This window comes from Pseudarthrobacter oxydans, assembly GCF_030812335.1.
GTDB classification, from domain to species: Bacteria; Actinomycetota; Actinomycetes; order Actinomycetales; family Micrococcaceae; genus Arthrobacter; species Arthrobacter oxydans_B.
This window is the reverse complement of the sequence record NZ_JAUSSN010000008.1, coordinates 107,596-131,684: the sequence shown is the minus strand read 5'-3', so window position 1 is coordinate 131,684 and position 24,089 is coordinate 107,596. Positions and strand designations below refer to the sequence as shown.

The 24,089-nt window shown below is 67.8% G+C and carries 20 protein-coding genes; 6 read left to right on the top strand and 14 right to left on the bottom strand.

Annotated elements, in window-relative coordinates; translation table 11 throughout:
• Positions 1 to 7 precede the first annotated feature (7 nt).
• From J2W14_RS14400 to J2W14_RS14375, 6 genes are all read right to left on the bottom strand, one after another.
• A complete protein-coding gene (locus J2W14_RS14400; RefSeq protein WP_307463964.1) occupies positions 8 to 1,279 on the bottom strand; it encodes a 5-methylcytosine restriction system specificity protein McrC in 1,272 nt (423 codons plus the stop codon).
• The gene (locus J2W14_RS14395) at positions 1,266 to 3,497 is read right to left on the bottom strand and encodes an McrB family protein (protein ID WP_307463709.1); all 2,232 of its coding nucleotides are present in this window, start codon (positions 3,495 to 3,497) and stop codon (positions 1,266 to 1,268) included. Before J2W14_RS14395 ends, J2W14_RS14400 begins: the two co-directional genes overlap by 14 nt.
• Positions 3,498 to 3,590: 93 nt before the next feature.
• The gene (locus J2W14_RS14390) at positions 3,591 to 3,869 is read right to left on the bottom strand and encodes a hypothetical protein (protein WP_307463707.1); all 279 of its coding nucleotides are present in this window, start codon (positions 3,867 to 3,869) and stop codon (positions 3,591 to 3,593) included.
• A 96-nt stretch (positions 3,870 to 3,965) separates the two neighbouring features.
• Entirely contained in the window at positions 3,966 to 4,394 is a 429-nt protein-coding gene (locus J2W14_RS14385) for an acyl-CoA thioesterase (RefSeq protein WP_307463962.1), read from the bottom strand.
• Between the two features lie 47 nt (positions 4,395 to 4,441).
• Positions 4,442 to 6,529: an ABC transporter ATP-binding protein gene (locus J2W14_RS14380; protein WP_370871305.1), complete on the bottom strand. Its 2,088-nt coding sequence runs from the start codon at positions 6,527 to 6,529 to the stop codon at positions 4,442 to 4,444.
• The gene (locus J2W14_RS14375) at positions 6,526 to 8,259 is read right to left on the bottom strand and encodes an ABC transporter ATP-binding protein (RefSeq protein WP_307463705.1); all 1,734 of its coding nucleotides are present in this window, start codon (positions 8,257 to 8,259) and stop codon (positions 6,526 to 6,528) included. The genes J2W14_RS14380 and J2W14_RS14375 overlap by 4 nt, the downstream gene beginning before the upstream one ends.
• A 447-nt stretch (positions 8,260 to 8,706) precedes the next feature.
• Between J2W14_RS14375 and J2W14_RS14370 the strand changes: the two genes are divergently transcribed.
• A complete protein-coding gene (locus tag J2W14_RS14370) occupies positions 8,707 to 9,459 on the top strand; it encodes a hypothetical protein (protein ID WP_307463702.1) in 753 nt (250 codons plus the stop codon).
• 103 nt (positions 9,460 to 9,562) lie between these two features.
• Positions 9,563 to 10,315: a class F sortase gene (locus tag J2W14_RS14365; protein WP_307463699.1), complete on the top strand. Its 753-nt coding sequence runs from the start codon at positions 9,563 to 9,565 to the stop codon at positions 10,313 to 10,315.
• A 29-nt stretch (positions 10,316 to 10,344) separates the two neighbouring features.
• Here the strand turns inward: J2W14_RS14365 and J2W14_RS14360 are convergent, their stop codons facing one another.
• From J2W14_RS14360 to speB, 4 genes are all read right to left on the bottom strand, one after another.
• Positions 10,345 to 12,126: an MFS transporter gene (locus tag J2W14_RS14360; RefSeq protein WP_307463696.1), complete on the bottom strand. Its 1,782-nt coding sequence runs from the start codon at positions 12,124 to 12,126 to the stop codon at positions 10,345 to 10,347.
• A gap of 10 nt (positions 12,127 to 12,136) precedes the next feature.
• Positions 12,137 to 12,616: a MarR family winged helix-turn-helix transcriptional regulator gene (locus J2W14_RS14355; RefSeq protein ID WP_307463694.1), complete on the bottom strand. Its 480-nt coding sequence runs from the start codon at positions 12,614 to 12,616 to the stop codon at positions 12,137 to 12,139.
• A 202-nt stretch (positions 12,617 to 12,818) separates the two neighbouring features.
• Entirely contained in the window at positions 12,819 to 14,507 is a 1,689-nt protein-coding gene (locus tag J2W14_RS14350; protein ID WP_307463691.1) for a thiamine pyrophosphate-binding protein, read from the bottom strand.
• Complete coding sequence (gene speB / locus J2W14_RS14345) at positions 14,504 to 15,592, bottom strand: agmatinase (protein WP_307463688.1); 1,089 nt, start codon at positions 15,590 to 15,592, stop codon at positions 14,504 to 14,506. Before speB ends, J2W14_RS14350 begins: the two co-directional genes overlap by 4 nt.
• 308 nt (positions 15,593 to 15,900) lie before the next feature.
• Between speB and J2W14_RS14340 the strand changes: the two genes are divergently transcribed.
• Positions 15,901 to 16,731 (top strand): type IV toxin-antitoxin system AbiEi family antitoxin domain-containing protein, encoded by an 831-nt coding sequence (locus J2W14_RS14340; RefSeq protein ID WP_307463685.1) that lies wholly within the window; start codon positions 15,901 to 15,903, stop codon positions 16,729 to 16,731.
• 167 nt (positions 16,732 to 16,898) lie between these two features.
• On the opposite strand, the gene J2W14_RS14335 is transcribed toward J2W14_RS14340, so the two are convergent.
• Entirely contained in the window at positions 16,899 to 17,474 is a 576-nt protein-coding gene (locus J2W14_RS14335; RefSeq protein ID WP_307463683.1) for a helix-turn-helix domain-containing protein, read from the bottom strand.
• A 322-nt stretch (positions 17,475 to 17,796) separates the two neighbouring features.
• Between J2W14_RS14335 and J2W14_RS14330 the strand changes: the two genes are divergently transcribed.
• A complete protein-coding gene (locus J2W14_RS14330) occupies positions 17,797 to 19,320 on the top strand; it encodes a sodium:solute symporter (protein ID WP_307463681.1) in 1,524 nt (507 codons plus the stop codon).
• A gap of 140 nt (positions 19,321 to 19,460) precedes the next feature.
• Here the strand turns inward: J2W14_RS14330 and J2W14_RS14325 are convergent, their stop codons facing one another.
• Positions 19,461 to 19,697, bottom strand: coding sequence for a hypothetical protein (locus J2W14_RS14325; RefSeq protein ID WP_307463680.1), 237 nt, complete (start codon positions 19,695 to 19,697; stop codon positions 19,461 to 19,463).
• 263 nt (positions 19,698 to 19,960) lie between these two features.
• Between J2W14_RS14325 and J2W14_RS14320 the strand changes: the two genes are divergently transcribed.
• Positions 19,961 to 21,118: a VIT1/CCC1 transporter family protein gene (locus J2W14_RS14320; protein ID WP_307463678.1), complete on the top strand. Its 1,158-nt coding sequence runs from the start codon at positions 19,961 to 19,963 to the stop codon at positions 21,116 to 21,118.
• Complete coding sequence (locus J2W14_RS14315) at positions 21,118 to 22,026, top strand: matrixin family metalloprotease (RefSeq protein WP_307463675.1); 909 nt, start codon at positions 21,118 to 21,120, stop codon at positions 22,024 to 22,026. The genes J2W14_RS14320 and J2W14_RS14315 overlap by 1 nt, the downstream gene beginning before the upstream one ends.
• A gap of 4 nt (positions 22,027 to 22,030) precedes the next feature.
• On the opposite strand, the gene J2W14_RS14310 is transcribed toward J2W14_RS14315, so the two are convergent.
• Positions 22,031 to 23,164: an LOG family protein gene (locus tag J2W14_RS14310; protein ID WP_307463673.1), complete on the bottom strand. Its 1,134-nt coding sequence runs from the start codon at positions 23,162 to 23,164 to the stop codon at positions 22,031 to 22,033.
• A 144-nt stretch (positions 23,165 to 23,308) separates the two neighbouring features.
• Entirely contained in the window at positions 23,309 to 24,082 is a 774-nt protein-coding gene (locus J2W14_RS14305; protein ID WP_307463672.1) for an SDR family NAD(P)-dependent oxidoreductase, read from the bottom strand.
• Positions 24,083 to 24,089 lie beyond the last annotated feature (7 nt).

The window sequence follows — 24,089 nt, the reverse complement described above, 5'->3', positions numbered from 1 at the left end:
GCGGACGTCAGCGGCTGATGGTCGCCTGCCGGACCACTTCGCCCCACGATTGCTGCGCGAGGTCCGCCACGGAGGCCAGGATTTCCGACGGCGGCCTCGACAGGTCCAGGGGGAACTCCACCACGTCGATATCGGTGTTGAGGATTTGGCGCAGTTTGATCTCCCCCGCGCCCGGATACACCAGCCAGGCCGTCGGCACCCTTAGCGACGTGCAGTACGCCAGCATCCGGTAGTGGTCCCCCGATAGTGACGCCCCGGCGTCGGCCGCGGCCTGATACCTGGCGTCGTAGACCACCACCGGGCGGCCGCCCAGCAGGTGCACGGCGCCGGGCTGGACCACGATCCGGTCCGAGTCGCGCACGGCTTCGTTGAGCAAGGCGTTGTACCGCAGCCGCATCTCCCCCGGGTACGCCGCCATGGCCTCGCGGAGCGCCGAGCCGACGAAATCCTCGAACACCACGGACATGTCCACCACAAACGACGCCGACTGCTGGGTGCCGTCGCCGGCCTCAGCCGAGGCGTGGCGCAGGATCACCTCGGCGAGCCGCAGCGCGCCCTGGTACCGGGTGTTCATCCGGCTGGCCCGCCACACCGGCAGGGGCGCGCCGGACTGCAGCCGGGTGACGGCCGCGAGCTTGCCCTTGAGCTGGCGGAGCCGGCTGAGCACCTCCGGCCGCACGCCCGGGACCCGGGACATCCGTTCCAGCGCCGCCCGCAGGATACGGTTCTCCGCAATGTCCTCGGTGAATTCGTCGTAGGAAACCTCAAGCGGCACGAGCATGCCGGGCCGCCGCGAGATCTGGTCCGAAATGCGGATCCTGCCCTTGACCGTCCGCAGCGCCTCGTCGACCGTCAGGTAGCCCTGCAGCACGCCGCGGCTGAGCGCCCGTTCCGCGAGCTGCGCCAGCGACTCGGCCAGCGCGCTCCACAGATCCTTTTCCTCGACCGCCGCGACGGAGTCCTCCCGGAAGCCCTGGTCCCCGGCGTAGCCCAGCAGGAACAGGAGCCGGTCCAGGCCGAGCCGGTCCTTGGGCCGCACCTCGAGCTGCACCGTCGGGGTGCGCACGGAGCCGACCTTCCCCACGGGTTCGATCCGGTACAGGCCCATACCCATAGGCGAGGCGTTGGCCAGGCCGCTGCCATTGACATAGGCCGCGCTGGCAGGGTCGAGCCGCTCGACCAGGCCGCCGGAGAGCTCGTCGAGGACGACCCGGCGGACCGGCTGTGACCCCGGCGCCCCGTTCCGGCCCGCGGGCCTTGGCTGGCTAGACGCGCGCAAGGCGGTCAAGCAGCTGGTCCAGTCCGAACCGCTCCTCCAGCTGCGCGCGGTTCAGCTGGCCGTGGTAATGCTCCTCCAGCAGCGGCATCAGCTCGTACTTCCAGATCCGGCGCAGGCCCTTGGGCGTCTGCGCGGACGGCTTCATGAAGTAGGAGGGGCCGATCATCAGGTCCCGGTCCCATTCGTCGATGGCGTCGTTGAGCGCGTCCATCAGCAGGGCCGGCGTCGTGTCCAGGTCCCGGGCCTGCAGGAACCGCAGCAGCGATCCCTGCACCGGTTCGGTCTTGGGGTGGAGTTCGATGAAGGAGAAGCGCCGGCGGATGGCGGCATCCATCATCGCAATGGAGCGGTCCGCGGTGTTCATAGTGCCGATGATGTAGAGGTTATCCGGCAGCGTGAAGGGCTCGTTGGGGCTGTACTGCAGGTAGATCCGGTCGTCGCGGTATTCGAGCAGGAAGTACAGCTCACCGAAGACTTTCGCCAGGTTGGCCCGGTTCATCTCATCGATGATCAGGAAGTACGGTTTGCTCTCGTTGCCGGGCTTGGCAGCCTCCTCGGCGATCCGGCGCAGCGGCCCGGCGACGAGTTTAAAGGACACCTGGCCTTCGTCCGTCTTGTCCGGCCGGAAGCCCTCGAAGAAGTCCTCATAGGCGTACGAGGGGTGGAACTGGACCAGCTTGACGCGCTCGTCGGTGGTGTCGCCGGCGAGCTGGGCAGCCAGGTGCTTGGCGAGGTATGTCTTGCCGGTGCCGGGCGGGCCGTACAGCACCAGCTGGCGGTTCTCCTCCAGCAGTTCGGCGATTTCCTGCAGCGGCTCCAGGTCCATGTGCAGCGACGCGGCGAACTCCGGCGTCAACGGGCGGAATCCCTCGCAGGCAGGTTCGACGACGGCGGCCGGCCCGGTCCCGTCGCCAGGCTGGGTTTCCGCTTCGGCGGGTAGCAGCGCTTCCAGGGCCTGGATGACGCGGGTGACGTCCACAACGATGCCGGACGTGGCCAGCTGCCGCTGCACGTGGCGGGGCAGTTCCGTCATGGTGTGGGCCCCATCGAACCAGCGGACCTTTCGGCGCAGCCGGCGGTTGTCCTCGTGGTGCTCGGGCTCACCGAGCACCACGCCCACCCTGACGGTGCCGGAGTTCTGGTACAGGGCCAGGTCGCCGGGCTTCATCACGGTCAGGAAGGCGAAGACGGCGGTTTTGGTGTCCTCGCGTTCCACGTAGCCGAGGTGCTTGTAGTCCTCGTCGACGGCATGCTGGACCAGCCCGGCGGTGACGCCCGGGTCCAGCAGGCGCAGGTGCTCGACGTCGAGCGTTACCGATTCCTCGGCCTGCCAGGTGCCCAGCAGTTCGGCGTTGTCCTGGTGGGTGCGCAGCAGCCAGGCCCGCCGGCCGGGGTCGCCGACCTTGCGCCACTGGCTCACGAGCTGCCGGGAGTACCAGTCGATCCGCTGGCCGGCCTGTTCGTCGAGGTGCAGCCGGATGCGGTGGACGTCGGCGGAGATGTCCTCGTCGCTGTCGCCCTTCGCGCCGCCCACGAGGGAGGCGAACGCATCGCGGATCTCCTGGCGCTCGACGTCGGCCACAACGGGCTCGAAGTAGCTGGGCCAGACCAGGAATTCGATGCTGCGGCGGATCGCCGGCTGGTCATCGGGCGTGCCGGCAACGAGCCGGTGGAAGGCCAGCGGATCCTTGACGGCGGCCGCGACTTCCCCGGCCGGGCGCTGGGCGACGTGCTTCACCAGCCGGCAGAGCCATTTCAGGTGGTCCCAGATGGTCCAGTTGAACTCCGCGGTGCGGTCCCGGATGACCCCGTGGTCGGTCATGCCGGCGAACAGCTCATCGGGAAGTTCCAGCGGCGGCTCCAGCCAGGAGGCGGCCTCGGCCACGCGCGCACGCTTGACCTTGAGGGATTTCACTTCATGGGCCAGTGGCAGGGACTGCAGGAAGAGCAGCTCGACGGCCAACTGCTTGGCCCCCCTCGAGGCGTCCGCCAGGTTCTGCCGCAGGTTGGTCATCATGGGCGCTTTGGGATCCGGCACCCCGCGTTCGAGGCGGCCGAGCAGCTCCGCGGCGGCCGGCACCGACCACGTTTTGGTGCGGCCGTCCAGGGCTGAAGCTTTGCCCAGCAGCCCGGGCCCTAGGACAAACCACGCCGCGTCCTCAATCTCCTTGGAGATGCCGAGGGCGCGGTGCATGGCAGGCTTTTTGGCTGGGGTCATGCCTTCAATTTACAGGCTTAAGCTGGACGCCCGCATCACGGGGGCGGCCCAAAGTTACTGTCCGGTAGCCCGGCGCGGGGGACGGACCCGCTGCTACTTGGCCGCCGGCGTCCGCTTGACGCCGAACGTGAAGTAGCTGCCCGGGCCGACAAAGTTGACCAGGGTCGCCAGCCGCCAGAACATCTTGCTGCCGCGGATCTGCTCCGCCGGCCGGTGCGAAATATCCTTCTGCGCGGCGAACAGGAGCGAGAGCTGGACGATGGCGGCGGTGATGGTGCCGAACTTCGCCATCGGCGAGAGTTCCTTCCAGGTCTTCTTCCGGGCGTTCCTCCTGCGCTTGTGCGCCATCATCTGTGCTCGTTTGTTCACCATGATCTGTGCTCCTTGGCTTCGGGGCTGGGTGCCCGCGGATTGTTTATTCTAGGGACGATCGGTGGACCGAGGTAGAGCCAAACGGACCGGTTTGGCTCAGCCGGCGGGAACCGGCGCGAAGCGGGCGAGCTTCTCCTTCTGCTCCGGCGTCAGCCGCAGCACCCGCCCGGTGGATTCCTCCACGAAGGCCAGGTGGCTGGTGGCCCGGACGCAGTCCTCGCCGGTCACGGGGTCCTGGACGAGGTAGTGGATGTCGAAGCTGGCGCCCTTGACCGCGCCGATCCACAGCTGCACCACAGCCGGGATGTTGCGGTATTCAAGGGTGCGGACATAGCGGATCCTGTGTTCCACGATCAGCGCCAGGGTCCCCTCCGGGACCTCGCTGAAGAGCGGCACGGGCGGCTCGATCCCGGGTAGGCCGGGACCGCGCGGCGGACCAAAGGCTGCGATGCGGGCCTCCTCCAGGATCCGGACGACCTGGACATTGTTGATGTGCCCGTAGGCATCCATATCGCCCCAGCGCATCGGGATCTGCACCTCGATGCGGGACTCTGGGTCCCGGACGGCGGCGCTCAACTGTGCACCGCGGTCGCGTCGTCGGCCGTGTTTTCCGAAAAGGCCGTCTCGGCGTCCTCGCCGGCGAACTGGGACATGTAGAGGCGGTAGTAGGCGCCCTTGAGGTCCAGCAGCTGGGCGTGGGCGCCCTGCTCCACGATCCGGCCGGCCTCCATCACCAGGATGGTATCGGCGTCGCGGATGGTGGAGAGGCGGTGGGCAATCACGAAGCTTGTGCGGTCGGTGCGCAGGGCGGCCATCGCCTTCTGGACGAGCACCTCGGTGCGGGTGTCCACCGAGCTGGTGGCCTCGTCCAGGATCAGCAGCGAGGGGTTCGCCACGAATGCCCGGGCGATGGTGATCAGCTGCTTCTCGCCGGCGCTGACGTTGTTGCCTTCCTCGTCGATGACGGTGTTGTAGCCGTCCGGGAGGGCGCGGACGAAGCGGTCCACGAAGGTGGCCTTCGCCGCCTCCATCACCTGCTCCTCGGTCGCGTCCAGCTTGCCGTAGCGGATGTTGTCGTAGATGGTCCCGCCGAAGAGCCACGCGTCCTGCAGCACCATGCCCACCTTGGCCCGCAGTTCCGCACGGCTCAGGTGGGTGATGTCGACGCCGTCCAGGGTGATGCTGCCGCCCTGGAGTTCGTAGAAGCGCATCACGAGGTTCACCAGGGTGGTCTTGCCGGCACCGGTGGGGCCGACGATCGCGACGGTGTGCCCGGGCTCCGCGGTGAAGGACAGGTCCTCGATCAGCGGCTTGTCCGGGGTGTAGCTGAACGTGACGTGCCGGAACCCGACGTGGCCGTCGGTCTTGGCCGGCAACTGCTCCGTGGCGGTCTCTTCGTCCTGTTCCTCGGCGTCGAGGAATTCGAAGACCCGCTCCGCGGAGGCGACGCCGGACTGCAGCATGTTCGCCATGCCCGCCATCTGGCCCAGCGGCTGGGTGAACTCGCGCGAGTACTGGATGAACGCGGTGGCGTCGCCCAGGCTCATCCCGCCGGAGGCCACCCGCAGCCCGCCGACGACGGCGATGCCCACGTAGCTGAGGTAGGACACGAACTGCATGACCGGCATGATCATGCCGGACACGAACTGCGCCCCGAAGCTGGCCTTGTAGAGCGCCTCGTTCCGTTCGTCGAAGCGGTCCAGCATGTCGGCGTCGCGGCCGAAGACCCGGACGAGGTCGTGGCCGGAGAAGGATTCCTCGATCTGGCCGTTGAGCTCGCCGGTGTTCTTCCACTGGGCCGCGAAGAGCTTCTGGCTGCGGGAGCCGATGATCCCGGCGGCCACGGCCGAGAGCGGCAGCGCGACCAGGGCAATGAGCGCCAGCTGCCAGGACACGATGAACATCATGATGACGATGCCGATCACCGTCAGGGCCGAGTTAACGAGCTGCGCGAAGGCCTGCTGCAGCGCCTGCTGGATGTTGTCCACGTCGTTCGTGACCCGGGAGAGGATGTCGCCGCGCTGGCGGGTGTCGAAGTAGTTCAGCGGCAGCCGGTTGAGCTTTTTCTCGGTGTCGTCGCGCAGCTGGCGGACCACCCGCATGACCAGGATGTTCAGGACGTAGCCCTGCAGCCAGAGGAAGATGTTGGCGACGAAGTACATCACCAGCACCACGCTGATCAGGAAGCCGAGCTGCTGGAAGTCGATGCCGACGCCGGGGATGACGTCCATCTTGGAGAGCATGTCCGCGAAGTTGTCCTGGCCCTGGGCGCGCAGGCCCTCGACGAACTCCTCCTTGGTGCCGCCGGCCGGCAGCTGCTTGCCGACGACGCCGCCGAAGATGACGTCCATGGCCTGGCCGAGGATCCGGGGCGCCACCACGTTGAGGACGACGGCGACCGTCACCATGGCGAGCACGGCGATGATGCCGGCCCGTTCGGGCGCCAGCAGGCCCATCAGCCGCTTCGCGGAGGGCCAGAAGTGCTGGGCTTTCTTCGCGGGCAGGTCGCCGAACATGCCGCCGTCGGCCTCGCCGGGGGTGTATTCCTCCTCGTAGAAATCGTCGTCGGGCTCGGTGACGTCGGATCCGGTGGCAGATGGTTCCGTGGCAGGTAGTTCCGTGCCGGAGGGTGGGAGCTTGGTCTTTTCGTTGGTGCTCATGCCACGGCCTCCGCGGTCAGCTGGGATTCGACAATTTCCTGGTAGGTGCTGGAGCTCTGCAGCAGTTCGTCGTGCGTGCCGCGGTCCACGATCCGGCCGTTGTCGAGCACCAGGATCTGGTCGGCGTCGGCGATGGTGGAGACGCGCTGCCCGACGATAATGACGGTGGCGTCGGCGGTTTTCGCTTTGAGGGCGCGGCGGAGCCGGGCGTCGGTCGCGACGTCGAGGGCGGAGAAGGAGTCATCAAAGAGGAACACCTTCGGCTCGGTGACCAGGGCCCGGGCGATGCAGAGGCGCTGGCGCTGGCCGCCCGAGACGTTGGTGCCGCCCTGGGAGATCCGTGAGCCGAGCCCGTTCTTCTTCTCGCGCACAAAGTCCGCTGCCTGGGCCACGGTCAGCGCGTCCCAGAGCTGCTCGTCGGTGGCCTCCGGCTTTCCGAAGCGCAGGTTGTGCTCAATGGTTCCGGAGAACAGGTAGGGCCGTTGCGGAACCATGGCCACGCGCTGCGTGATCTCCGAGCGGTCCAGGTCGGTGACGGGGACGCCGTCGAGCAGCACCTCCCCCGACGCGGCGTCGTACAGGCGGGGCAGCAGGGCCAGCAGGCTGGTCTTGCCGGCGCCGGTGGAGCCGATGATGGCCACGGTCTGCCCGGGTTCGGCGGTGAAGCTGATGTCGCTCAGGACGGGCGCTTCGGCGCCGGGGTAGGCGAAGGACACGTTCCGGAACTCGACGCGGCCGGCTTTTTCAACCGGTGCCACCGGGGTCAGCGTCTCGTGGATGGAGGGTTCGACGTCGAGCACCTCGCCGATGCGGTCGGCGCAGACCGAGGCGCGCGGAATCATCATGGCCATAAAGGTGCCCATCATGACGGCCATCAGGATCTGCAGCAGGTACTGCAGGAAGGCCGTGAGGGCACCGACCTGCATCTCGCCGGCGTCGACCCGCTGGCCGCCGAACCACAGCACGGCGGCGGTGGAGACGTGCAGGATCATGCCGATGGCGGGGAACATGAGGACAAACAGGGCGCCGATTTTCAGTGAAACGTCGGTGAGGTCCTTGTTCGCGGCACCGAAGCGCTCGGCTTCGTGGGGTTCGCGGACGAAGGCCCGGACGACGCGGATGCCGATGATCTGCTCGCGGAGGATGCCGTTGAGCCGGTCGATCTTCTTCTGCATGGCCCGGAAGAGCGGCATCAGGCGGACCACCAGGTAGCCCACTACGACCACGAGCACCGGAACGGACACCCAGACCAGCCAGGACAGGTTGAGGTCCTCGCGGAGGGCCATGAAGATGCCGCCGATGCACATGATGGGCGTGGCCACCATGAAGTTCAGCCCCATCAGCATGAGCATCTGCACCTGCTGGACATCGTTGGTGCCGCGGGTGATCAGTGTGGGGGCGCCGAAGACGTTGACGTCTTTGGCGGAGAAACTCGTGACCTGGCGGAAGACCCCGCGGCGCAGGTCGCGGCCGAACGCCATGGCGGCCCTGGACCCGAAATAGACGCCGGCGATCGCGGTGACGACCTGGACCAGGGCGACGACGAGCATGACCCCGCCGGTCCGCCAGATGTAGTCCGTGTCGCCGCGGGAGACACCCTCATCAATGATCTGGGCGTTCAGGCTGGGAAGGTACAGCGCCGCGATGGTGGAGGCGAGCTGGAAAAAGATGACTGCCCAGATGTATGGCAGATACGGCTTCGAATAGCGCCGTATGAGAGTGACAAGCATGCCCACGAGTCCTTAGGAAATACCGAGTAAATGAGGCTGGAGAAGAGTCTGGCGGGGAACCATCCACCGGATGCTCCCATTAGTAGCAAAGGGGGCCGACAGCCATAGCCATCCAACTCTACGAAACGACCGGCCCGCGTGGAACATCGGACACCGAAAATCATCCATACGGCGTACATTCCGAAGGCTGGCAGGAACTCAGTAACCTTCGGCCCCAGTAGTCACCTGCGGCCACAGTAGTGCCGGCAAAAGAAACCGGTAGCCCAGCGGGTAGCGATTACTCGTGTCCGCCGGCGGCCTTCGGCCTAGCGTGGAGTCGTCAGTTACTGGACAACGCTGCTGGGGAAACAGAGGTCATCTGGGAACCCGCGTTATCGGTCGGCTCTGTCAAGAATCGCCAACTCCCGCAGTCTGGTCAGTCCAAAATGATCCAGATGGAGCACTGCCATGAAGAAAGTCCTTGCAGCGGCCGGCATCGCCGGCCTTGCCCTACTAGCTACCAGCGCCCCCGCAACTGCCGGCCCAGACGACAACATCAGCATCTGCCATGCGACCGGCTCGGACTCGAACCCGTACGTTGAAATCACGATCAGCGAGAACGGACTCAACGGCCACTACGCCCAGGGAGTACACGACGGCGACATCGTCCCGGCCCCGGCCGGCGGCTGCCCGGCGGGCGACGGCGGGGGCAACGGGGGGGACCACGACGGGGACCACGGATCGGATTCAAAGAAGGTCACCATTTGCCACGCGACGGGATCTGAGAAGAACCCGTATGTTGTGATCACCGTTGCCGAACAGGCGTGGCTCCACGGGCACAAGGACGGGCACAACGGCAAGGCCGACATCTACCCGGTCCCCGATAAGGGCTGCGTCTCGGCTCACCACGACGATGACGACGACCACGACGGGGAGAAGCCGGACGAAGACGTCACGGTGCCGCCAGGGGAAGATGACGTCGTTCCGCCCGGAGAAGATGCAGCGGTGCCGCCCGGGGAGGGCGCAGCAGTTGTAGTACCTGCGGGCGCCGGCGCCGCGGTTGCAGTCAACCAGGGATTCAACGCCCAAACGGCTGTGGCCAGCCACTCCGATGCCGGACTTCCGGGATGGGTGGCAGGTCTGGCGGCGCTGCTCACGGCCGGTGCGGTGGTCGCGCTGAGGCGCAGAGGGCGCGGGCTGGGCGCGGACGCAATCCTGTAGGGCTGCTGTAGCGAAGGGGCACCGGTCCGCTTGGGCCGGTGCCCCGACCCTTTCGAACTCCTGGGCCGGTGCCCCGACCATGCGAACTCACGAAGGAGCTCCGATGCCCTTCCTCCGATCCCCGTCCCGCGGTTCAAAGACCGCGAAGCGGCGGACGTGGAACCGCGGCGATCTGCTGATTCTGGCGTGCGGTCTCGTCGCCTTCCTTATCCTGACCTTTCTATCCGGCCCGGGACCCTCCGCCCGGTCCGATTTGGCCGGCCTCACGCCGGCAGTACCGGCGCCCGTGGCCGCCGGAAGCCCCGGCCGCAGCGCCCCAGAGGACGGCGCTGCGGGACTGGCCGCCGACGCCCCCGGCACCGGCGGCACGCAAGCCGAAGCCGGACAGCTGCCCGCGCTGCCCCCGGCGGCGGCACCCCTGGGCATCGTATATCCGGCCGCCGGCATCGACGTCGCGGTCCACCCGCTGGATCCGAGCCCGGGCGACATCGCATCCCGGACCATCGTTCCGCCCGTCTCCTTCGATGGATACTGGGTGACGACCTTCGGCACGCCCGGTGCGGGATCCGCCAATACGACGTACATCATGGGCCACAGCTGGGAAGGCCGGGACGCACCGTTCAACCGGCTCAGTTCCGCCACCGCCCCGGGGGACATTTTCGACGTGACGACTACCGCGGGGACGATCAGCTACCGGGTGGAGTCGATTTCCACCGAGGACAAATCCACGCTCAAGGACCATCAAATCTGGCAGGTCGTTCCCAACCGCCTGGTACTCATCAGCTGCTACACGGAGGATCTGTTCGGGAAAAACGTCGTGCTCGTGGCGTCTCCCGCCCCCGCGGCCGGACCCTAAGTCCGCCCGCCGCCTACCGCGCCCGCCGCCTACCGTGCCCGGCGCTGGCTTTCGCGCTGCTGGCTGAGCACCTCGACGAATTCCCGGTCGAGGTCGACGATGCCGGACCGCGCGGCCGTGGGGTGGGACCCAGCCTCTGCAGTGGAACCGTTGGCCGCGCCGTTCCCGGTGGCCGTGCCGCCGAACTTGCCGGCCGTGCCGCCGTCGTACTTGGTTGTCGTGCCGCCGAACTTGCCGGCCGTGCCGCCGTCGTCGTCGCCTGTGGCGGAGGGGGTGACGATGTCCACGGTGCGCCGCAGCGGCTCTTCCTTGATGAAGAGGATCGCAATCAGGGCCACCAGGCCGACGACCGCGGAGACCATAAAGATCTGCGCCGTGGCGTCCCCGTAGGCGGTCCGCATGATCTCGCGGACGGGCTCCGGCATGTCCTTGAGGTCCATGCTGGTACCGGCGCCGCCGCTGGCGGGAATCCCGGCGGCGGCAAGGCCCTCGGTGGCGAGTTCCTTGACCCGGTTGGCCATGATGGCCCCCAGCACGGAGACGCCGATGGCGCCGCCGACCGACCGGAAGAAGGCCACCGAGGCGCTGGCGGTTCCGATGTCGCTGGCCCGCACGGTGTTCTGCACTGCCAGGACGAGGTTCTGCATCAGCAGGCCCAGGCCGAGGCCGAGGATCGCCGTGTAGAGACCGGTCAGCCAGAGGTCGGTGGTGTGGTCGATGGTTCCGGTCAGTCCGAGGCCGCTGATCAGCAGGATGGAGCCAGCGACCAGGTACCGCTTCCACTTTCCGGTCCGGCTGATCAGCTGGCCGGAGACGACGGAGCCGATCAGGTTGCCGGCGATCATCGGCAGGGTCAGGAGCCCCGCTTCGGTGGGTGATGCGCCGCGGGCCACCTGGAAGTACTGGCCCAGGAAGGTGGAGGAACCGAACATCCCGACGCCGACGGCGATCGAGGCCAGGATGGCGAGGGCGGTGGTGCGCTGCGAAATGATCTTCAGCGGAATGATCGGCTGCGACACCCTGGATTCGACCAGGACCAACAGGGCGAGCAGGGCAAGGCCGCCGCCGACCATGGCCGCGGTCTGCCAGGACCACCAGTCGTAGTAGTCCGGGTTCCCGGCGAAGGACACCCAGATCAGCAGCAGGCTGACGCCGGAGGTCAGCAGGATGGAGCCGAGCCAGTCGATCTTTGCAGGGCGCCGGACGTGCGGCAGCTTCAGGGTGACCTGCAGCAGGATGAGCGCCACAATGGCCAGCGGGACGCAGACGAAGAAGGTCCAGCGCCAGCCCAGCGGGCTGTCCACGATGAACCCGCCGAGCAGCGGTCCGCCGGCGGTGCCCACGGCCATTACGGCGCCCATGTATCCCGAGTACTTGCCGCGGTCGCGGGGCGGGATGATGGAGCCGATGATGGCCATGGCCAGTGCGGTGAGCCCGCCCATGGCGATGCCTTGGATGACGCGGGCGGTCAGCAGCAGCGGGATCGTCTCGGCCAGGCCCGCCATCACGGATCCGGCCACGAAGATTACGATGCTGAGCTGGACCAGCATCTTTTTGTTGAAGAGGTCGGCGAGTTTGCCCCAGATGGGGGTGGTGGCGGCGTTGGCCAGCAGGGCTGCGGTGATGACCCAGGCGAAGTCGGTCTGGGTTCCGTTGAGCTCGGACATGATCGTGGGCAGGGCGTTCGCGACGATCGTGCTGCTGATGATGGCGGTGAAGAACGCGGCCAGCAGGCCGGTCAGGGCCTCCATGATCTGGCGGTGGGTCATCACCGCCGCTGGTGCCGGGGGCATTTCGGTAGTTGCTGCCATGGGGCGCTCCTTAAACAATGTCGGTCGTATTGATGGATCCGGCCGTCGTTGCCCGGGCTGACGTCCTGAGGGACTCAGCAAGTTTCTGCAGGGTCTTCGTTGTCTCTTCGACGTCCTGCTCGCTCCAGTCCTGCAGGAAGCCAAGGAGTGTGGCGGCGCGCTGGTCCTCGATGGATCGGAGCTTGGCGGTGCCCGACGCGGAGAGGGCGATCAGCTGGGCCCGCCCGTCCAGCGGGTCGGGCCGGCGGACTACGTAGCCCTGGTCCTCCAGTTCGGCGATGTGCCGGCTGAGGACGGGGGCGCTGACCCCGAGCCGTTCCGCGAGGGCGGTGGCCCGGGATTCCCCCTCCCCCACGAAGCGCAGCACGCCCTGGAGGGCCACGCCGGTGTCCTCCCCGCGGAGCTTGACCGCGGCCACGCACCGCACGGCGCGCTGCAGATCGAAGATTTGATGAACGAGTTTGGCTGCGGTGTCCGGCGCAACTGCCATAGCGGCCCCCTCTTTGCTTGCCTAAGGCAACAATATAGCAGGAATTTAGTTACTTTGGGAAACTAACCCTTTCCGGCCGGGCTTTCCGCTTAAATGCCAAGCGCGGACCGGCAGCTGTGCTGCAGGTCCGCGCTTGGCGTGGAGCGTGGCATGGAACGTGGTGCTGAGGCCTCCCTATGGATGGAAGCGCGGAGCGTGGTTCCTAGGCCTCCATATGGGTGGGGGCGAACATCCTCAGCAGGGTTTCGACGACGACGACGTTCGGCCCGTCGGCGGCGAACCCGGCCTTGAGCGCGTCCCCGACACCCTCGGGGGCCACCCGGACAGCCGGCACACCGAAGGCCTCGGCCAGCTTGACGAAATCAGGACGGGCGAGTTCCGTGGCCGTGGCCTTGCCGAAGGCACCGACCATGTATTCGCGCAGGATGCCGTAGCCGCCGTCGTCGACAATCAGCCAGGTGACCGGAACGTTGTGCTGCTTCGCCGTGGCCAGTTCGGAGATGGAATACATCGCCGAGCCGTCACCGGAGACTGCGAGCACGCGGGCCGAACCGCCGGGTGTGCCGGTGGTTTCGAGGCCGACGGCTCCGCCGATCGCCGCGGGAAAGCCGAAACCGAGCCCGCCGGCGCCCTGGGCGGAGTGGAACTGGCCCTCGCGGGCGTCCCAGCAGCTCCAGGCCCAGTACGCGGAGATGGTCATGTCCCAGAACGTCTGCATGGTGGCGGGAACGGCCTCCCGGATGTCCGCCATGAACTTCAGTTCCTTGCCGAGATCCTGGGATTCCAGCCGGGCTTTGACCTTGGCCAGCGTTTCCCGGACCAGGGTCTCGGGCGGGGTGCCGTGCCAGTTCGCGCGCTCTCCGTGAGGTTCCGTCAGCGCGGCGTCGAGGGCCGTGTCTAGCGCGGCGTCCAGGGCGGCGAGCGCCTGGCCGGCGTCGGCCCGGATGCCCAGGCCGGGGCGGTTGGACTCGAGGACGCGCGGTTCGGCGTCGATCTGGATGATCCTGCCGCGCGGCTCGAAAGTGAAGTAGTTGGAGGTGACCTCGCCGAGCGAGGAGCCGATCACGATCAGCACGTCGGCGTCCTCGAGCAGCTCCGTCATGTACTGGTCTTCGATCCAGGCCTGCAGCGAGAGCTCGTGGTTCCACGGGAACGCGCCGTTGCCGCCGGGGGTGCAGATGACGGGGGCCCGCAGCTTCTCCGCGATGGAGAGCAGCGACTTCTCGGCGCGGCCGCGGCGTGTTCCGCCGCCGGCGATGATGGCGGGACGTTCCGCCGTCGCGAGCCATTTCACGGCCTCGCGGACCAGCTCGACGCGCGGCGGATTATCGGCAGCTTCGGCGAGGGCGTCCTCGACCGGCGGCACCATGATGGGGTCCAGCAGCACGTTCTGCGGGATTTCCAGCCACACGGGACCCTGCGGCGAGGAGATCGCCTCGGTCCACGCGTCCTGGATGGCGGAGGGAATACCGGACGCATGCTGGATCAGCCGCTGGCTCTTGGTGACGTTCGCGGCCGAGGCCTTCTGGTCATCGAGCTGGTGCAGCATGCCCTTCCGGCGCGCGCCGAGTCCCTCGAGCGGGATCTGGCTCGCGATGACCACCATCGGGACGCCGGTGGCGTAGGCCTCCTGCAGGCCGGCCAGGGACGTCAGCGCGCCCGGGCCGGTGGAGAGGAAGAGAACACCGACCTCGCCGGTCGCCCGGGAGTAGCCGTCCGCGGCGAAGGCCGAGTTGTTCTCCACCCGGGAGGAGACGAAGTGCAGGTTGCCGCGGCCCATCGCGTCGAAGAGACCCAGCGCGTGCTGGCCCGGGATGCCAAAGACGGTTTTCGCGCCGAGCGCTTCAAGGGTTTCGACGACGAGGTCGCCGCCGTTGCGCACGCCGGTCACTGGGAAACCCCGCTCCCGGCGCGCTCGGCCGCCGGAGTCGCGAAGCCGGCCGGCCGGCGGGATTCCTGGCCGAGGGCCTGGGCGGCGTAGCCGGTGGCCGCGCCGAAGCGGTCACCGTCCACCGCGCGGTCCGCCATCAGGGTGACGAGTTCGTAGGCCACGTGGCTGGCGGCCACGCCGGTGATGTCGGCGTGGTCGTAGGCGGGGGCGACCTCGACGACGTCGGCGCCGACCAGGTTCATGCCGCGGAAGCCGCGGATGATTTCCAGCAGCTCACGACTGGTGATGCCGCCGGCTTCCGGGGTTCCCGTGCCGGGGGCGTGGGCGGGATCGAGCACGTCGATGTCCACGGAGATGTAGAGCGGGCGGTTGCCGATGCGGTCGCGGACCTTGGCGACGGTTTCCAGGACACCCTGGTAGTAGACGTCCGCGGAGGTGACGATGCCGAAGCCGAAGCGGTGGTCGTCGTCGAGGTCCTTCTTGCCGTAGAGCGGACCGCGGGTACCGATGTGGCTGATCGCCTCGGTATCCAGGATCCCTTCCTCGACGGCGCGGCGGAACGGGGTGCCGTGGGTGTATTCGGCGCCGAAGTAGGTGTCCCAGGTGTCCAGGTGCGCATCGAAGTGCAGCATGGCGATGGGCTGCCCGGCGCGTTCGGCCGCGGCGCGGAGCAGCGGCAGCGCGATGGTGTGGTCTCCGCCGAGGGTCACCAGCTTGCTGCCGGAGGCGGTCAGGTCCAGCGCGTTCTGCTGGATGGTCTCGATCGCTTCATGGATGTTGAAGGGGTTGACGGCCATGTCGCCGGCGTCGGCCACCTGGATGTTCTCGAAGGGGCTGACATCCCAGGCCGGGTTGTACGGGCGCAGCAGCCGGCTGGCCTCGCGGATGTGGTTGGACCCGAAGCGGGCACCGGGCCGGTACGAGACGCCCGAGTCAAAGGGGACGCCGACAACGGTGACGTCCGCTTTGGCGACCTGGTCTAGCCGCGGCAGGCGCGCATAGGTGGCGGCTCCCGCGTAGCGCGGAATGCGGGATGAATCGATGGGGCCAAGGTTGCCATTGGCCTCGATGCGCAGCTCTTCCAAAAGAAAGCCTCTCCTTCGAGGATTGACCGACGGGTGTGACAGCCATCATACACTTGAAGTTGCCTCTTGTGCATCAAATGTTTACCTGAACTCAGGAGCGCTGGCGGGTCCCGACGCTCCAGCCCGGTTACTGTCCACCGCAGCCTGCCCGCGCCCCGCGGAACCGCGGAAATCCGGGGTTCTCAAGCGAGCCGGGTCCGGTGCCGCGGCGAGTAACTGGGCGGGAGCACAGGCCGGCCCCAGCCCGGTTGTCCAGATAGCCCGGTTCCAGGGTTTCGCGGGTATCCGCCACCCCCTGTACTGGCTTAATGGACCCCTTGGACTACCTGACCCAGCTCGGCGGCGTCGCCCGGACCGGGCAACTATTGGCGGCCGGCTTTTCCCGGACGGATATTGCCCGGCTGGCGGGTTCCTCGGGTATCCGCCGACCGGGGCGCGGCGTGCTGGCCCTTCCGGAATGCCGGCCGGAATTCGAGGCAGCGCTTCGGCACAACGCCCGTGTCACGTGCGCCAGCGCGGCCGGTGACTACGGGCTCTGGCTCCGGGAACCGCCGGCACAGCACCACCTGGCATGCAACCACGGCCATGGCGCGGGCTTCGTTCGGCACCGCACGGTACGGTTCGACGGGCATCCGACGCTGCCGCTGGCCGCGGTCGAGGATGTGGTGCTGCATGCCATGTCGTGCCTCGCACCCCCGGCGTCAACGGCCATCGCGACATCGGCGATGCGCCTGCATGGCGTCCCGCTGGAATTATTAAAGGCCCAGCTCACGGCCGACCGGTCCGGCCAGGTCCGCAAGGCGCTGCACGAGCTGGACCTGCGGGCCGAGTCCATCGTGGAGGTCGATGCCCAGCATTTGTTCCGGGCCAACGGAATCGGCTACGACGCCCAGGTCTACTTGCCCGGGATCGGCAGGGTGGACTTCCTGATCGAAGGGTTCCTGATCGTGGAAGTGGACGGCTTCGCGTTCCACTCCAGCCGCGAGGCCATGCGCCGGGACCTGGGCCGGAACAATGCCTCGACCCTGAGCGGCTTTGCGGTGCTCCGGTACATGCCCGAGCACATCTGGTTCGAACCCCAGCGCGTCCTGGACGAGATCCGGACGGTGCTGGATCAGCGCCCGCGGCACAGGCCCTGACACTCCCGCCCAGTTACCGGGGGCGCCCGCGGCCCGGGCCCTGACACTCCCGCCCAGTTACCGGCGAGCTCCGGCCGGGGCGCCCGCGGATTTCCGGGGTCCGCCGCTTCCGGAGGGCGGCCAGTAGGCAAGTAACTGGGCAGGAACGCAGCCCGACGTACGGGAACCTAGCGGCTGGCGGCGGGGACCAGAACCCAGAGGACCTCGACCGCTTCATCCGTCGGATTGACCCACGTGTGCGGCTCGCGGCCCGGGAAGGTCACCGTGTCCCCCGTGTGGAGTTCGAATTCCTCATTCGTGAGGATCAGGCGGATGCTGCCTTTGACCACGTGCAGCACGTCGACGTCGCAGTCCACCGCATACAGCTCCGATTCGCCGCGGCCGCGGGGCTCGATGACGGCCTGGATGATCTGGACCCGGCGCTCTGAGCGGGCGGTCAGCAGCCGCTCCACGATCCCTTCGCCGCCCAGCGAGATCCGGGGGCCTTCGTTCTTCTTGGTCAGGTGTGTTTCCGGGGCGGCAAAGAGGTCGCCGATCGAGATCGAGAGCACCTGGCACAGCGTCACGAGGGATGCGACCGAGGGTGAGGTGAGGTCCCGCTCGACGCGGCTGAGGAAGCCCTTGGTCAGCCCGGTGGCGTCGGCCACCTGCTCGATGGTGAGCCGCTGCGACTGGCGGGCGGCGCGGATCCGGGAACCGATGGCAACGGGAACGTTGCTCGGTTCAACTGGTAGAGCCTTCATTTTGGAACCTTTCACGGCCGGCCGCTCGGCCCCATTGTTGGAGCAATACTAGCGGGACCGCCCCTGCTGGAGGCCTGATCCGCCAAGGACGCGGAATACGTCTTGACTGTTACCCGCATCACAACATACTCTTGGGCAACAAGTGTTGCCTATTAGGCAATTGCCGGATACGGCGACCACAAGTCACTGTATTTACGAGTCAAACCACCGGGAGCCCTGCGGGGTCATCCCCCATCAATCCGATAAAGCAGCAGAACCTCCGCGTGCGCTGGTGCGCTGCGGCCGGTTCAGGCCTGCTCCGAACAGCTCCGAGGAGCCCTCAATGGACGCAAGTTTCGTCAACATCGCCATCGTGGTGGTGTATTTGGTCGCCATGCTGGCGTTTGGGTGGTGGGGTAAATCCCGCACCAAGAACAACAGCGATTTCCTGGTGGCCGGCCGCCGCCTCGGCCCGTTCCTCTACACCGGGACCATGGCCGCCGTCGTGCTCGGCGGCGCCTCCACCGTAGGCGGCGTGGGCCTGGGCTACAAGTTCGGCATCTCCGGCATGTGGCTCGTGGTCGCGATCGGCGCCGGCGTGCTGCTACTCAGCCTGCTCTTCGCCAGCACCATCCAGAAGCTCAAGATCTACACCGTGTCCCAGATGCTGAGCCTGCGGTACGGCAGCAACGCCACCCAGACCTCGGGCATCGTGATGCTCGCCTACACGCTCATGCTCTGCGCCACCTCCACCGGCGCCTACGCCACCATTTTTGTGGTGCTCTTCGGCTGGGACCGTGCCCTCGCGATCGCCATCGGCGGCGCGATCGTCCTGGTCTACTCGACCATCGGCGGCATGTGGTCCATCACCCTGGCCGACCAGGTCCAGTTCGTCATCAAGACCATCGGCATCTTCTTCCTGATGCTGCCGTTCACGCTCAACGCCGCCGGCGGTTTCGAGGGCATCCGAGCCCGCGTCGACGCCAGCTTCTTCCAGATCGACGGCATCGGCATCCAGACGATCATCACCTACTTCGTCGTCTACACCCTGGGCCTGCTGATCGGCCAGGACATCTGGCAGCGCGTTTTCACCGCCAAGACCCCCACGGTCGCCCGCTGGGGCGGCGCCACGGCTGGCATCTACTGCATCCTCTACGGTGCGGCCGGCGCCCTGATCGGCCTCGGCGCCCGTGTTGCCCTGCCGGACATCGACGTCAAGGCCCTCGGCAAGGACGTTGTGTACGCCGAGGTTGCCACCAACCTGCTGCCGATCGGCATCGGCGGCCTGGTGCTCGCCGCGGCCGTCGCCGCCATGATGTCCACCGCCTCCGGCGCCCTGATCGCCGCCGCCACCGTGGCCCGCGCGGATGTCCTGCCGTTCGTTGCCAGCTGGTTCGGCAAGGACATCAACACCGATGACACGGACAACCCGGAGCACGACGTCAGGGCCAACCGTATGTGGGTCCTGGGCCTCGGCATCGTGGCAATCGTCATCGCCATCATCACCAAGGACGTCGTCGCGGCACTCACCATCGCCTACGACATCCTCGTCGGCGGGCTCCTGGTCGCCATCCTCGGCGGGCTGGTCTGGAAGCGCGGCACCGGTATCGCCGCGGCTGCCTCCATGGCCGTGGGCTCGGTCATCACCCTCGGCACCATGATCATCCTGGAGATCAACGCCGAGGTTCCGCTGGACGGCATTTACGCCAACGAACCGATCTACTACGGCCTGCTGGCCTCCGCGGTGGTCTACATCGCCGTGTCGCTGCTGACCAAGCCGACCGATCCCGCGGTCATGGCGAACTGGCACCGCCGGGTCGCCGGCGGCGCCGCCGAGGAAGAGCAGGTCCCCGTCCTGACCCACTAGGGTCCTGACCCTCCCGGTCCTGACAGCGAGTTAATGGTCGACGGCGGCGCTCCCTCTGAGGGGGCGCCGCCGTTGAGCCTTAAGAGTCGAGCATTAAGCCGGCGAGCATTAAGCCGCAGAACCCTTAGGCCGCGGGAGCATCATTCCTGCTCCTCGGGTTCCAGGAATTCTTCCCCTTCGAGGGGCACCACGGGCGTCTCATCGCCCAGGAAGTCCTCCTCGTCCAGGGGAACAAGCCGATCGGCCTCCTCGAAGAGCTCCTCTTCCTCGGTCTCCGCGCCATCACTCACGGGCGCGTCGTCGGCGTAGTCGTAGGCGGGATCGGACTCGAGGGAATCCCGGGCCGGCTGGATTGGACGTGAGCCGATGTTGTCCATGATGCAACCTCCGTGTGACTGCGGTGGCGGCAAAGGCCCCGGAGAGCCCGCCCTGGCTTTCATTCGAACACCACGGACCCGGGCGGTCAAGGGCTCCCGCCGCGCGGGACTCCGGCGGCTGCGGGAGGCCCCGCGATGCCCGCGTTTTTTACGGTCCGCCTAAACCCCTCACCGAGGTTCGCCAGCCGAAAATCCGCGGAAAGACGCGGTAGGCTGGATACGCAATGGGGCCGAACCATGCCCTTTCAAGCCCAGGAGCTTCCGTGTCCCAGCACGCCACATCTGACTCGTTCAACCACGGACCCGACCGGTCCGGCCCCCGCCACACGGCGCCCGCCACGACACCCAGCCCCGCGGACATCAAGCGGTGGCGGCAGTACCTTGCGGACGAACGCGCCGAAGCAGCCGTCTACCGCGACCTGGCCCAGAACCGCCGCGGCGAGGAGCGCCAGATCCTGCTCGCCCTGGCCGAAGCGGAGGGACGCCACGAGGCGCACTGGCTGCAGCTGCTTGGTGACCAGGCCGGCCGGCCCCGCCCCGCCTCGCTCCGCAGCCAGTTCCTGGGCTTCCTGGCCCGCCACTTCGGCTCGGTCTTCGTCCTGGCCCTCGCCCAGCGGGCCGAAAGCCGTTCCCCGTACGCTGCCGACCCCACCGCCACCCCTGCCATGGTCGCCGACGAACAAATCCATGAGGAAGTCGTTCGCGGGCTCGCCACCCGGGGCCGCAACCGGCTGGCGGGCACCTTCCGCGCCGCCGTCTTCGGCGCCAACGACGGGCTGGTCAGCAACCTGTCCCTCGTCATGGGCATGGCGGCCTCCGGCGTGGGCAGTTCCGTGGTCCTGCTCAGTGGTGTCGCCGGGCTGCTGGCCGGGGCGCTGTCCATGGGCGCGGGCGAATTCATTTCCGTGCGCTCCCAGCGTGAGCTCCTGGCAGCGACCCGCCCCACTCAGATCACCCTGGCCGCCGCCCCGTCGCTGGACATCGAACACAACGAGCTGCTGCTGGTGTATCTGGCCCGCGGCATGTCGCGGGAGGCTGCCGAGCACCGCGTCGCGGAGCGGATGGGTTTGCTCGACTGCGATTGCGATCCCAGCCTTTCGCTGCAGCCGGAACTGCCGGAGGCCCGTGACGAGCATGAAGCCGTCGGAACCGCCTGGAGCGCCGCGGCGTCGAGCTTCTGCTTCTTCGCCTCCGGCGCCATCATTCCGATCCTGCCCTTCCTCTTCGGCATGACCGGTATCCTGGCCCTCGTGTTGTCCGCCGCACTGGTGGGCGTGGCTCTGCTCTTCACCGGCGGCGTCGTCGGGCTCCTCTCCGGCACCTCCCCCGCCTCCCGAGGCCTCCGCCAGCTGGGCATTGGCATGGGCGCGGCAGGCGTGACGTATCTGCTGGGCCTGGCCTTCGGCGCCGTGGTCGCGTAGTGGACGGTCCTGAGTTCCGGGACCGTACAGCGCGGAACAGCAGCCCCCGCACTACGGGACGGATCATCCGCGGCCTCGCCGCCGCCACCGTGATTGCCGGCGCCGCGTTCCTGGCCGCCGGCGTCATCTCCGGGGATCCGCGGTTCGCCGGACTGCTCGACGTCAGCCGCGGCACCGGGCCGGGGAAGGCGATATCCGGCCAGCCCGGGAAGCCCGCACCCGCCGAGGCTGTGCGGACGGACACTCCCCCGCCCGGAATAGAGGAGCAGGACGAACCGCTCGGACGCCCACAGAGGCCGGCCGCTGCCAGCAGCTCCTACCGGTTCCTGGCCATGAACGACGACGGCACTCCGGTGGGCTATTCGCCGTGCCGGCCCCTGCACTATGTGGTGAACGCGGCACTCGCCCCGGAGGGCGCCGAACGCCTGGTCGAGGACGCGATCAGGACCATCTCCCGCGCCACCGGAATCAGGTTCGTCGACGACGGGTCGACCGCCGAAGCCCCGTCCCCGTCCCGCATCCCGTACCAGCAGGACGCCTACGGGGACCGCTGGGCGCCCCTGCTGATCGCGTGGACCACCCCGGAGCAGGCGCCGCAGCTCGCGGGGCCGGTGATCGGCACCGGCGGCAGCACGCACTTCAGCTTCGGCGACGGGCCCAAGAGCTTCGTCACCGGCAGCCTGGAACTCGATGCCCCGCAGATCGCCCAGGACCTCAGCCGGACGGACGGGGCCGCGTACGCCACCGCGGTGATCCTGCACGAGCTTAGCCATGTCATGGGCCTGGAGCATGTGGATGACCCCGTGCAGCTGATGTACCCCGAGATCGGCGCCCCGGACGGCCTGGCCGCCGGGGACCTGAACGGCCTGTACGAGCTGGGCTCGGCGCAGTGCCGCAAGGACCTCTAAGCCCCTAGCGGTCCAGGACGGCGAGCGCTTCCTCCACGGTGTCGACCAGGAAGATCCGGCTCTCCATCTGCCGCCCCGCGGCGAGGCTCTGCAGCAGCGGCCACGCCGGGTAACGCCGCAGCCAGTGCTCCTGGCCCACCAGCACCATCGGCATGATGGTGCCCGGGGTGCCGTAGTAGTTCTCGCAGGCATCCTGGAAGATCTCCTGCACGGTGCCCCCGGACCCGGGCAGGAAGACAATGCCGCCGTTGCACAGTTCCAGCAGGATGGCCTCGCGGATGGCGTTGGCGAAGTACTTGGCGATGTGGGTGGCGAAGAAGTTCGGCGGCTCGTGCCCGTAGAACCAGGTGGGGACGCCCAGGGACGGCGTGCCCTCCGGATGGCGTTCGACGACGGCGGCGGCAGACCGCGCCCACGCCGACACCGAGGGCAGGAACCCGGGAACCGCGGCGAGGTCGTCCAGGGCGCTCCGGAAGTCCCGGTCCGGGGCCTCGCTCAGGTAGGCGCCGAGGTTGGCGGCCTCCATCGTCCCGGGGCCGCCGCCCGTGGCAACCACCCGGCCGTCCCTGGCCAGCAGCCGCCCCAGCAGCGCGGCCTCCTCGAAAACGGCGGACCCGCGGCGTGCGGCATGTCCGCCCATCACGCCCACCATGGTCCGGCCCGCACAGAGATCCGAACGGGTCAGCTCATCGAGGGCATCGCCGATCGAATGGTCATGCAGGGCAGCGGCCAGGGTCGCGTCCAGGCGGTGGCGCTGTCCCGGCCGGATGCTCCACTGGTACACCTTGGCGTCCGGGGTGTCCTCATAGCGCGACTCGGAGATCCCCTGGTAAAGCTCCTGCGGCGTGTACAGCCGGGAGCGGTACGGGTTGAACGGCACCGCCTCGAGCTTGGGGAAAATGAGGGCCCCGCGGCTGCGCAGCGAATCCTCCACGCCGTCGTCGAACGTGCACCCGAGGAAGATCCCGCCCTGCGGGTTCATGGCCTCGAGCTGCGCGGTCCGTCCGCGCAGGTCCAGCGACTGGGCGTGCCAGCCCTGCATCGTCCTGGCCCCGGCCGCGACCAGCCGGTCGAAGCTGTCCAGGCTTTCGACCTCCAGCGTGCGCGGACTCGGATGCAGGCTGCGGGCGGCGTTCATAGTGCCAGCCTAGACTGCGGCCCGGGCCCAGACGTGGCAGGCACCGGGGCCGGCAGGCACGGACGGCAGGCACCGAGCCCCGACACGAAGGTGCCCCCGCCGGACATCCGGCGGGGGCAACCTTCGTATTAGGTCGGGATCCGGTCAGGAAACCTGAAGACCGCCGTTGATGTCATAGGTGGCAGCAGTGATGTAGCCCGAGTCCTGTCCCAGCAGGAAGGCGATCAGGGCCGCCACTTCCTCGCGGGTACCGACCCGGCCCATCATGATGCCCTCGGACATCTGCGCCTTGCGCTCATCGGTGAGGGTTCCACCCATGATGTCGGTGTCGATCGGGCCGGGGGCAATGGCATTGACCGTGATCCCGAACTCGCCGACTTCGCGGGCCAGGGCACGGGTGAATCCGAGGATTCCGGCCTTGGTCGCGCTGTAGGCAACCTTCGAGAACGTGCCGCCGCCGCGCTGGGCGGAGATCGACGAGATGCTCACGATGCGGCCGAGCTTGCGCTCGATCATGCCCTTGAGGACCCGCTGGGACACGATGAAGGTTCCGCGCATGTTGATGGCGAACACCTTGTCCCACTCCTCCACGGTGGTTTCCATGAACGTCGTCGGCGAGCTGATCCCGGCAAGGTTGGCGAGTGCGACGATCGGCGGAAGCGAGGCTTCGATCTCGGTGATCGCCCGGTCGACGGACGCTTCGTCGGACACGTCCGCCCCGACGCCGATCGCCTTGACGGCGCGGTTGGAGCCGATCTCGGCGGCGGCTGACTTGGCGTCTTCCGCGTTGATGTCGAGGATGGCGATGGACCATCCTTCGCTGGCCATGCGGTCAGCGGCGGCGCGGCCGATGCCGCGAACGGACGCGGCGCCGGTCAGGACAACGGTGCGTTCGGAGGGGAAAGTGGTTGCGCTCATTTTTGGT

Excerpts from the sequence above, each read along its gene's own strand:
- J2W14_RS14340 (WP_307463685.1), top strand. The coding sequence starts at position 15,901 with ATGGACCCCTTGGACTACCTGACCCAGCTCGGCGGCGTCGCCCGGACC.
- J2W14_RS14325 (WP_307463680.1), bottom strand. The coding sequence starts at position 19,697 with ATGGACAACATCGGCTCACGTCCAATCCAGCCGGCCCGGGATTCCCTC.
- J2W14_RS14370 (WP_307463702.1), top strand. The coding sequence starts at position 8,707 with ATGAAGAAAGTCCTTGCAGCGGCCGGCATCGCCGGCCTTGCCCTACTA.
- J2W14_RS14395 (WP_307463709.1), bottom strand. The coding sequence starts at position 3,497 with ATGACCCCAGCCAAAAAGCCTGCCATGCACCGCGCCCTCGGCATCTCC.
- J2W14_RS14305 (WP_307463672.1), bottom strand. The coding sequence starts at position 24,082 with ATGAGCGCAACCACTTTCCCCTCCGAACGCACCGTTGTCCTGACCGGC.
- J2W14_RS14360 (WP_307463696.1), bottom strand. The coding sequence starts at position 12,126 with ATGGCAGCAACTACCGAAATGCCCCCGGCACCAGCGGCGGTGATGACC.
- J2W14_RS14380 (WP_370871305.1), bottom strand. The coding sequence starts at position 6,529 with ATGAGCACCAACGAAAAGACCAAGCTCCCACCCTCCGGCACGGAACTA.
- J2W14_RS14365 (WP_307463699.1), top strand. The coding sequence starts at position 9,563 with ATGCCCTTCCTCCGATCCCCGTCCCGCGGTTCAAAGACCGCGAAGCGG.
- J2W14_RS14330 (WP_307463681.1), top strand. The coding sequence starts at position 17,797 with ATGGACGCAAGTTTCGTCAACATCGCCATCGTGGTGGTGTATTTGGTC.
- J2W14_RS14385 (WP_307463962.1), bottom strand. The coding sequence starts at position 4,394 with ATGCGCTGGGGCGATATGGATGCCTACGGGCACATCAACAATGTCCAG.
- J2W14_RS14375 (WP_307463705.1), bottom strand. The coding sequence starts at position 8,259 with ATGCTTGTCACTCTCATACGGCGCTATTCGAAGCCGTATCTGCCATAC.
- J2W14_RS14310 (WP_307463673.1), bottom strand. The coding sequence starts at position 23,164 with ATGAACGCCGCCCGCAGCCTGCATCCGAGTCCGCGCACGCTGGAGGTC.
- J2W14_RS14355 (WP_307463694.1), bottom strand. The coding sequence starts at position 12,616 with ATGGCAGTTGCGCCGGACACCGCAGCCAAACTCGTTCATCAAATCTTC.
- J2W14_RS14390 (WP_307463707.1), bottom strand. The coding sequence starts at position 3,869 with ATGGTGAACAAACGAGCACAGATGATGGCGCACAAGCGCAGGAGGAAC.
- J2W14_RS14335 (WP_307463683.1), bottom strand. The coding sequence starts at position 17,474 with ATGAAGGCTCTACCAGTTGAACCGAGCAACGTTCCCGTTGCCATCGGT.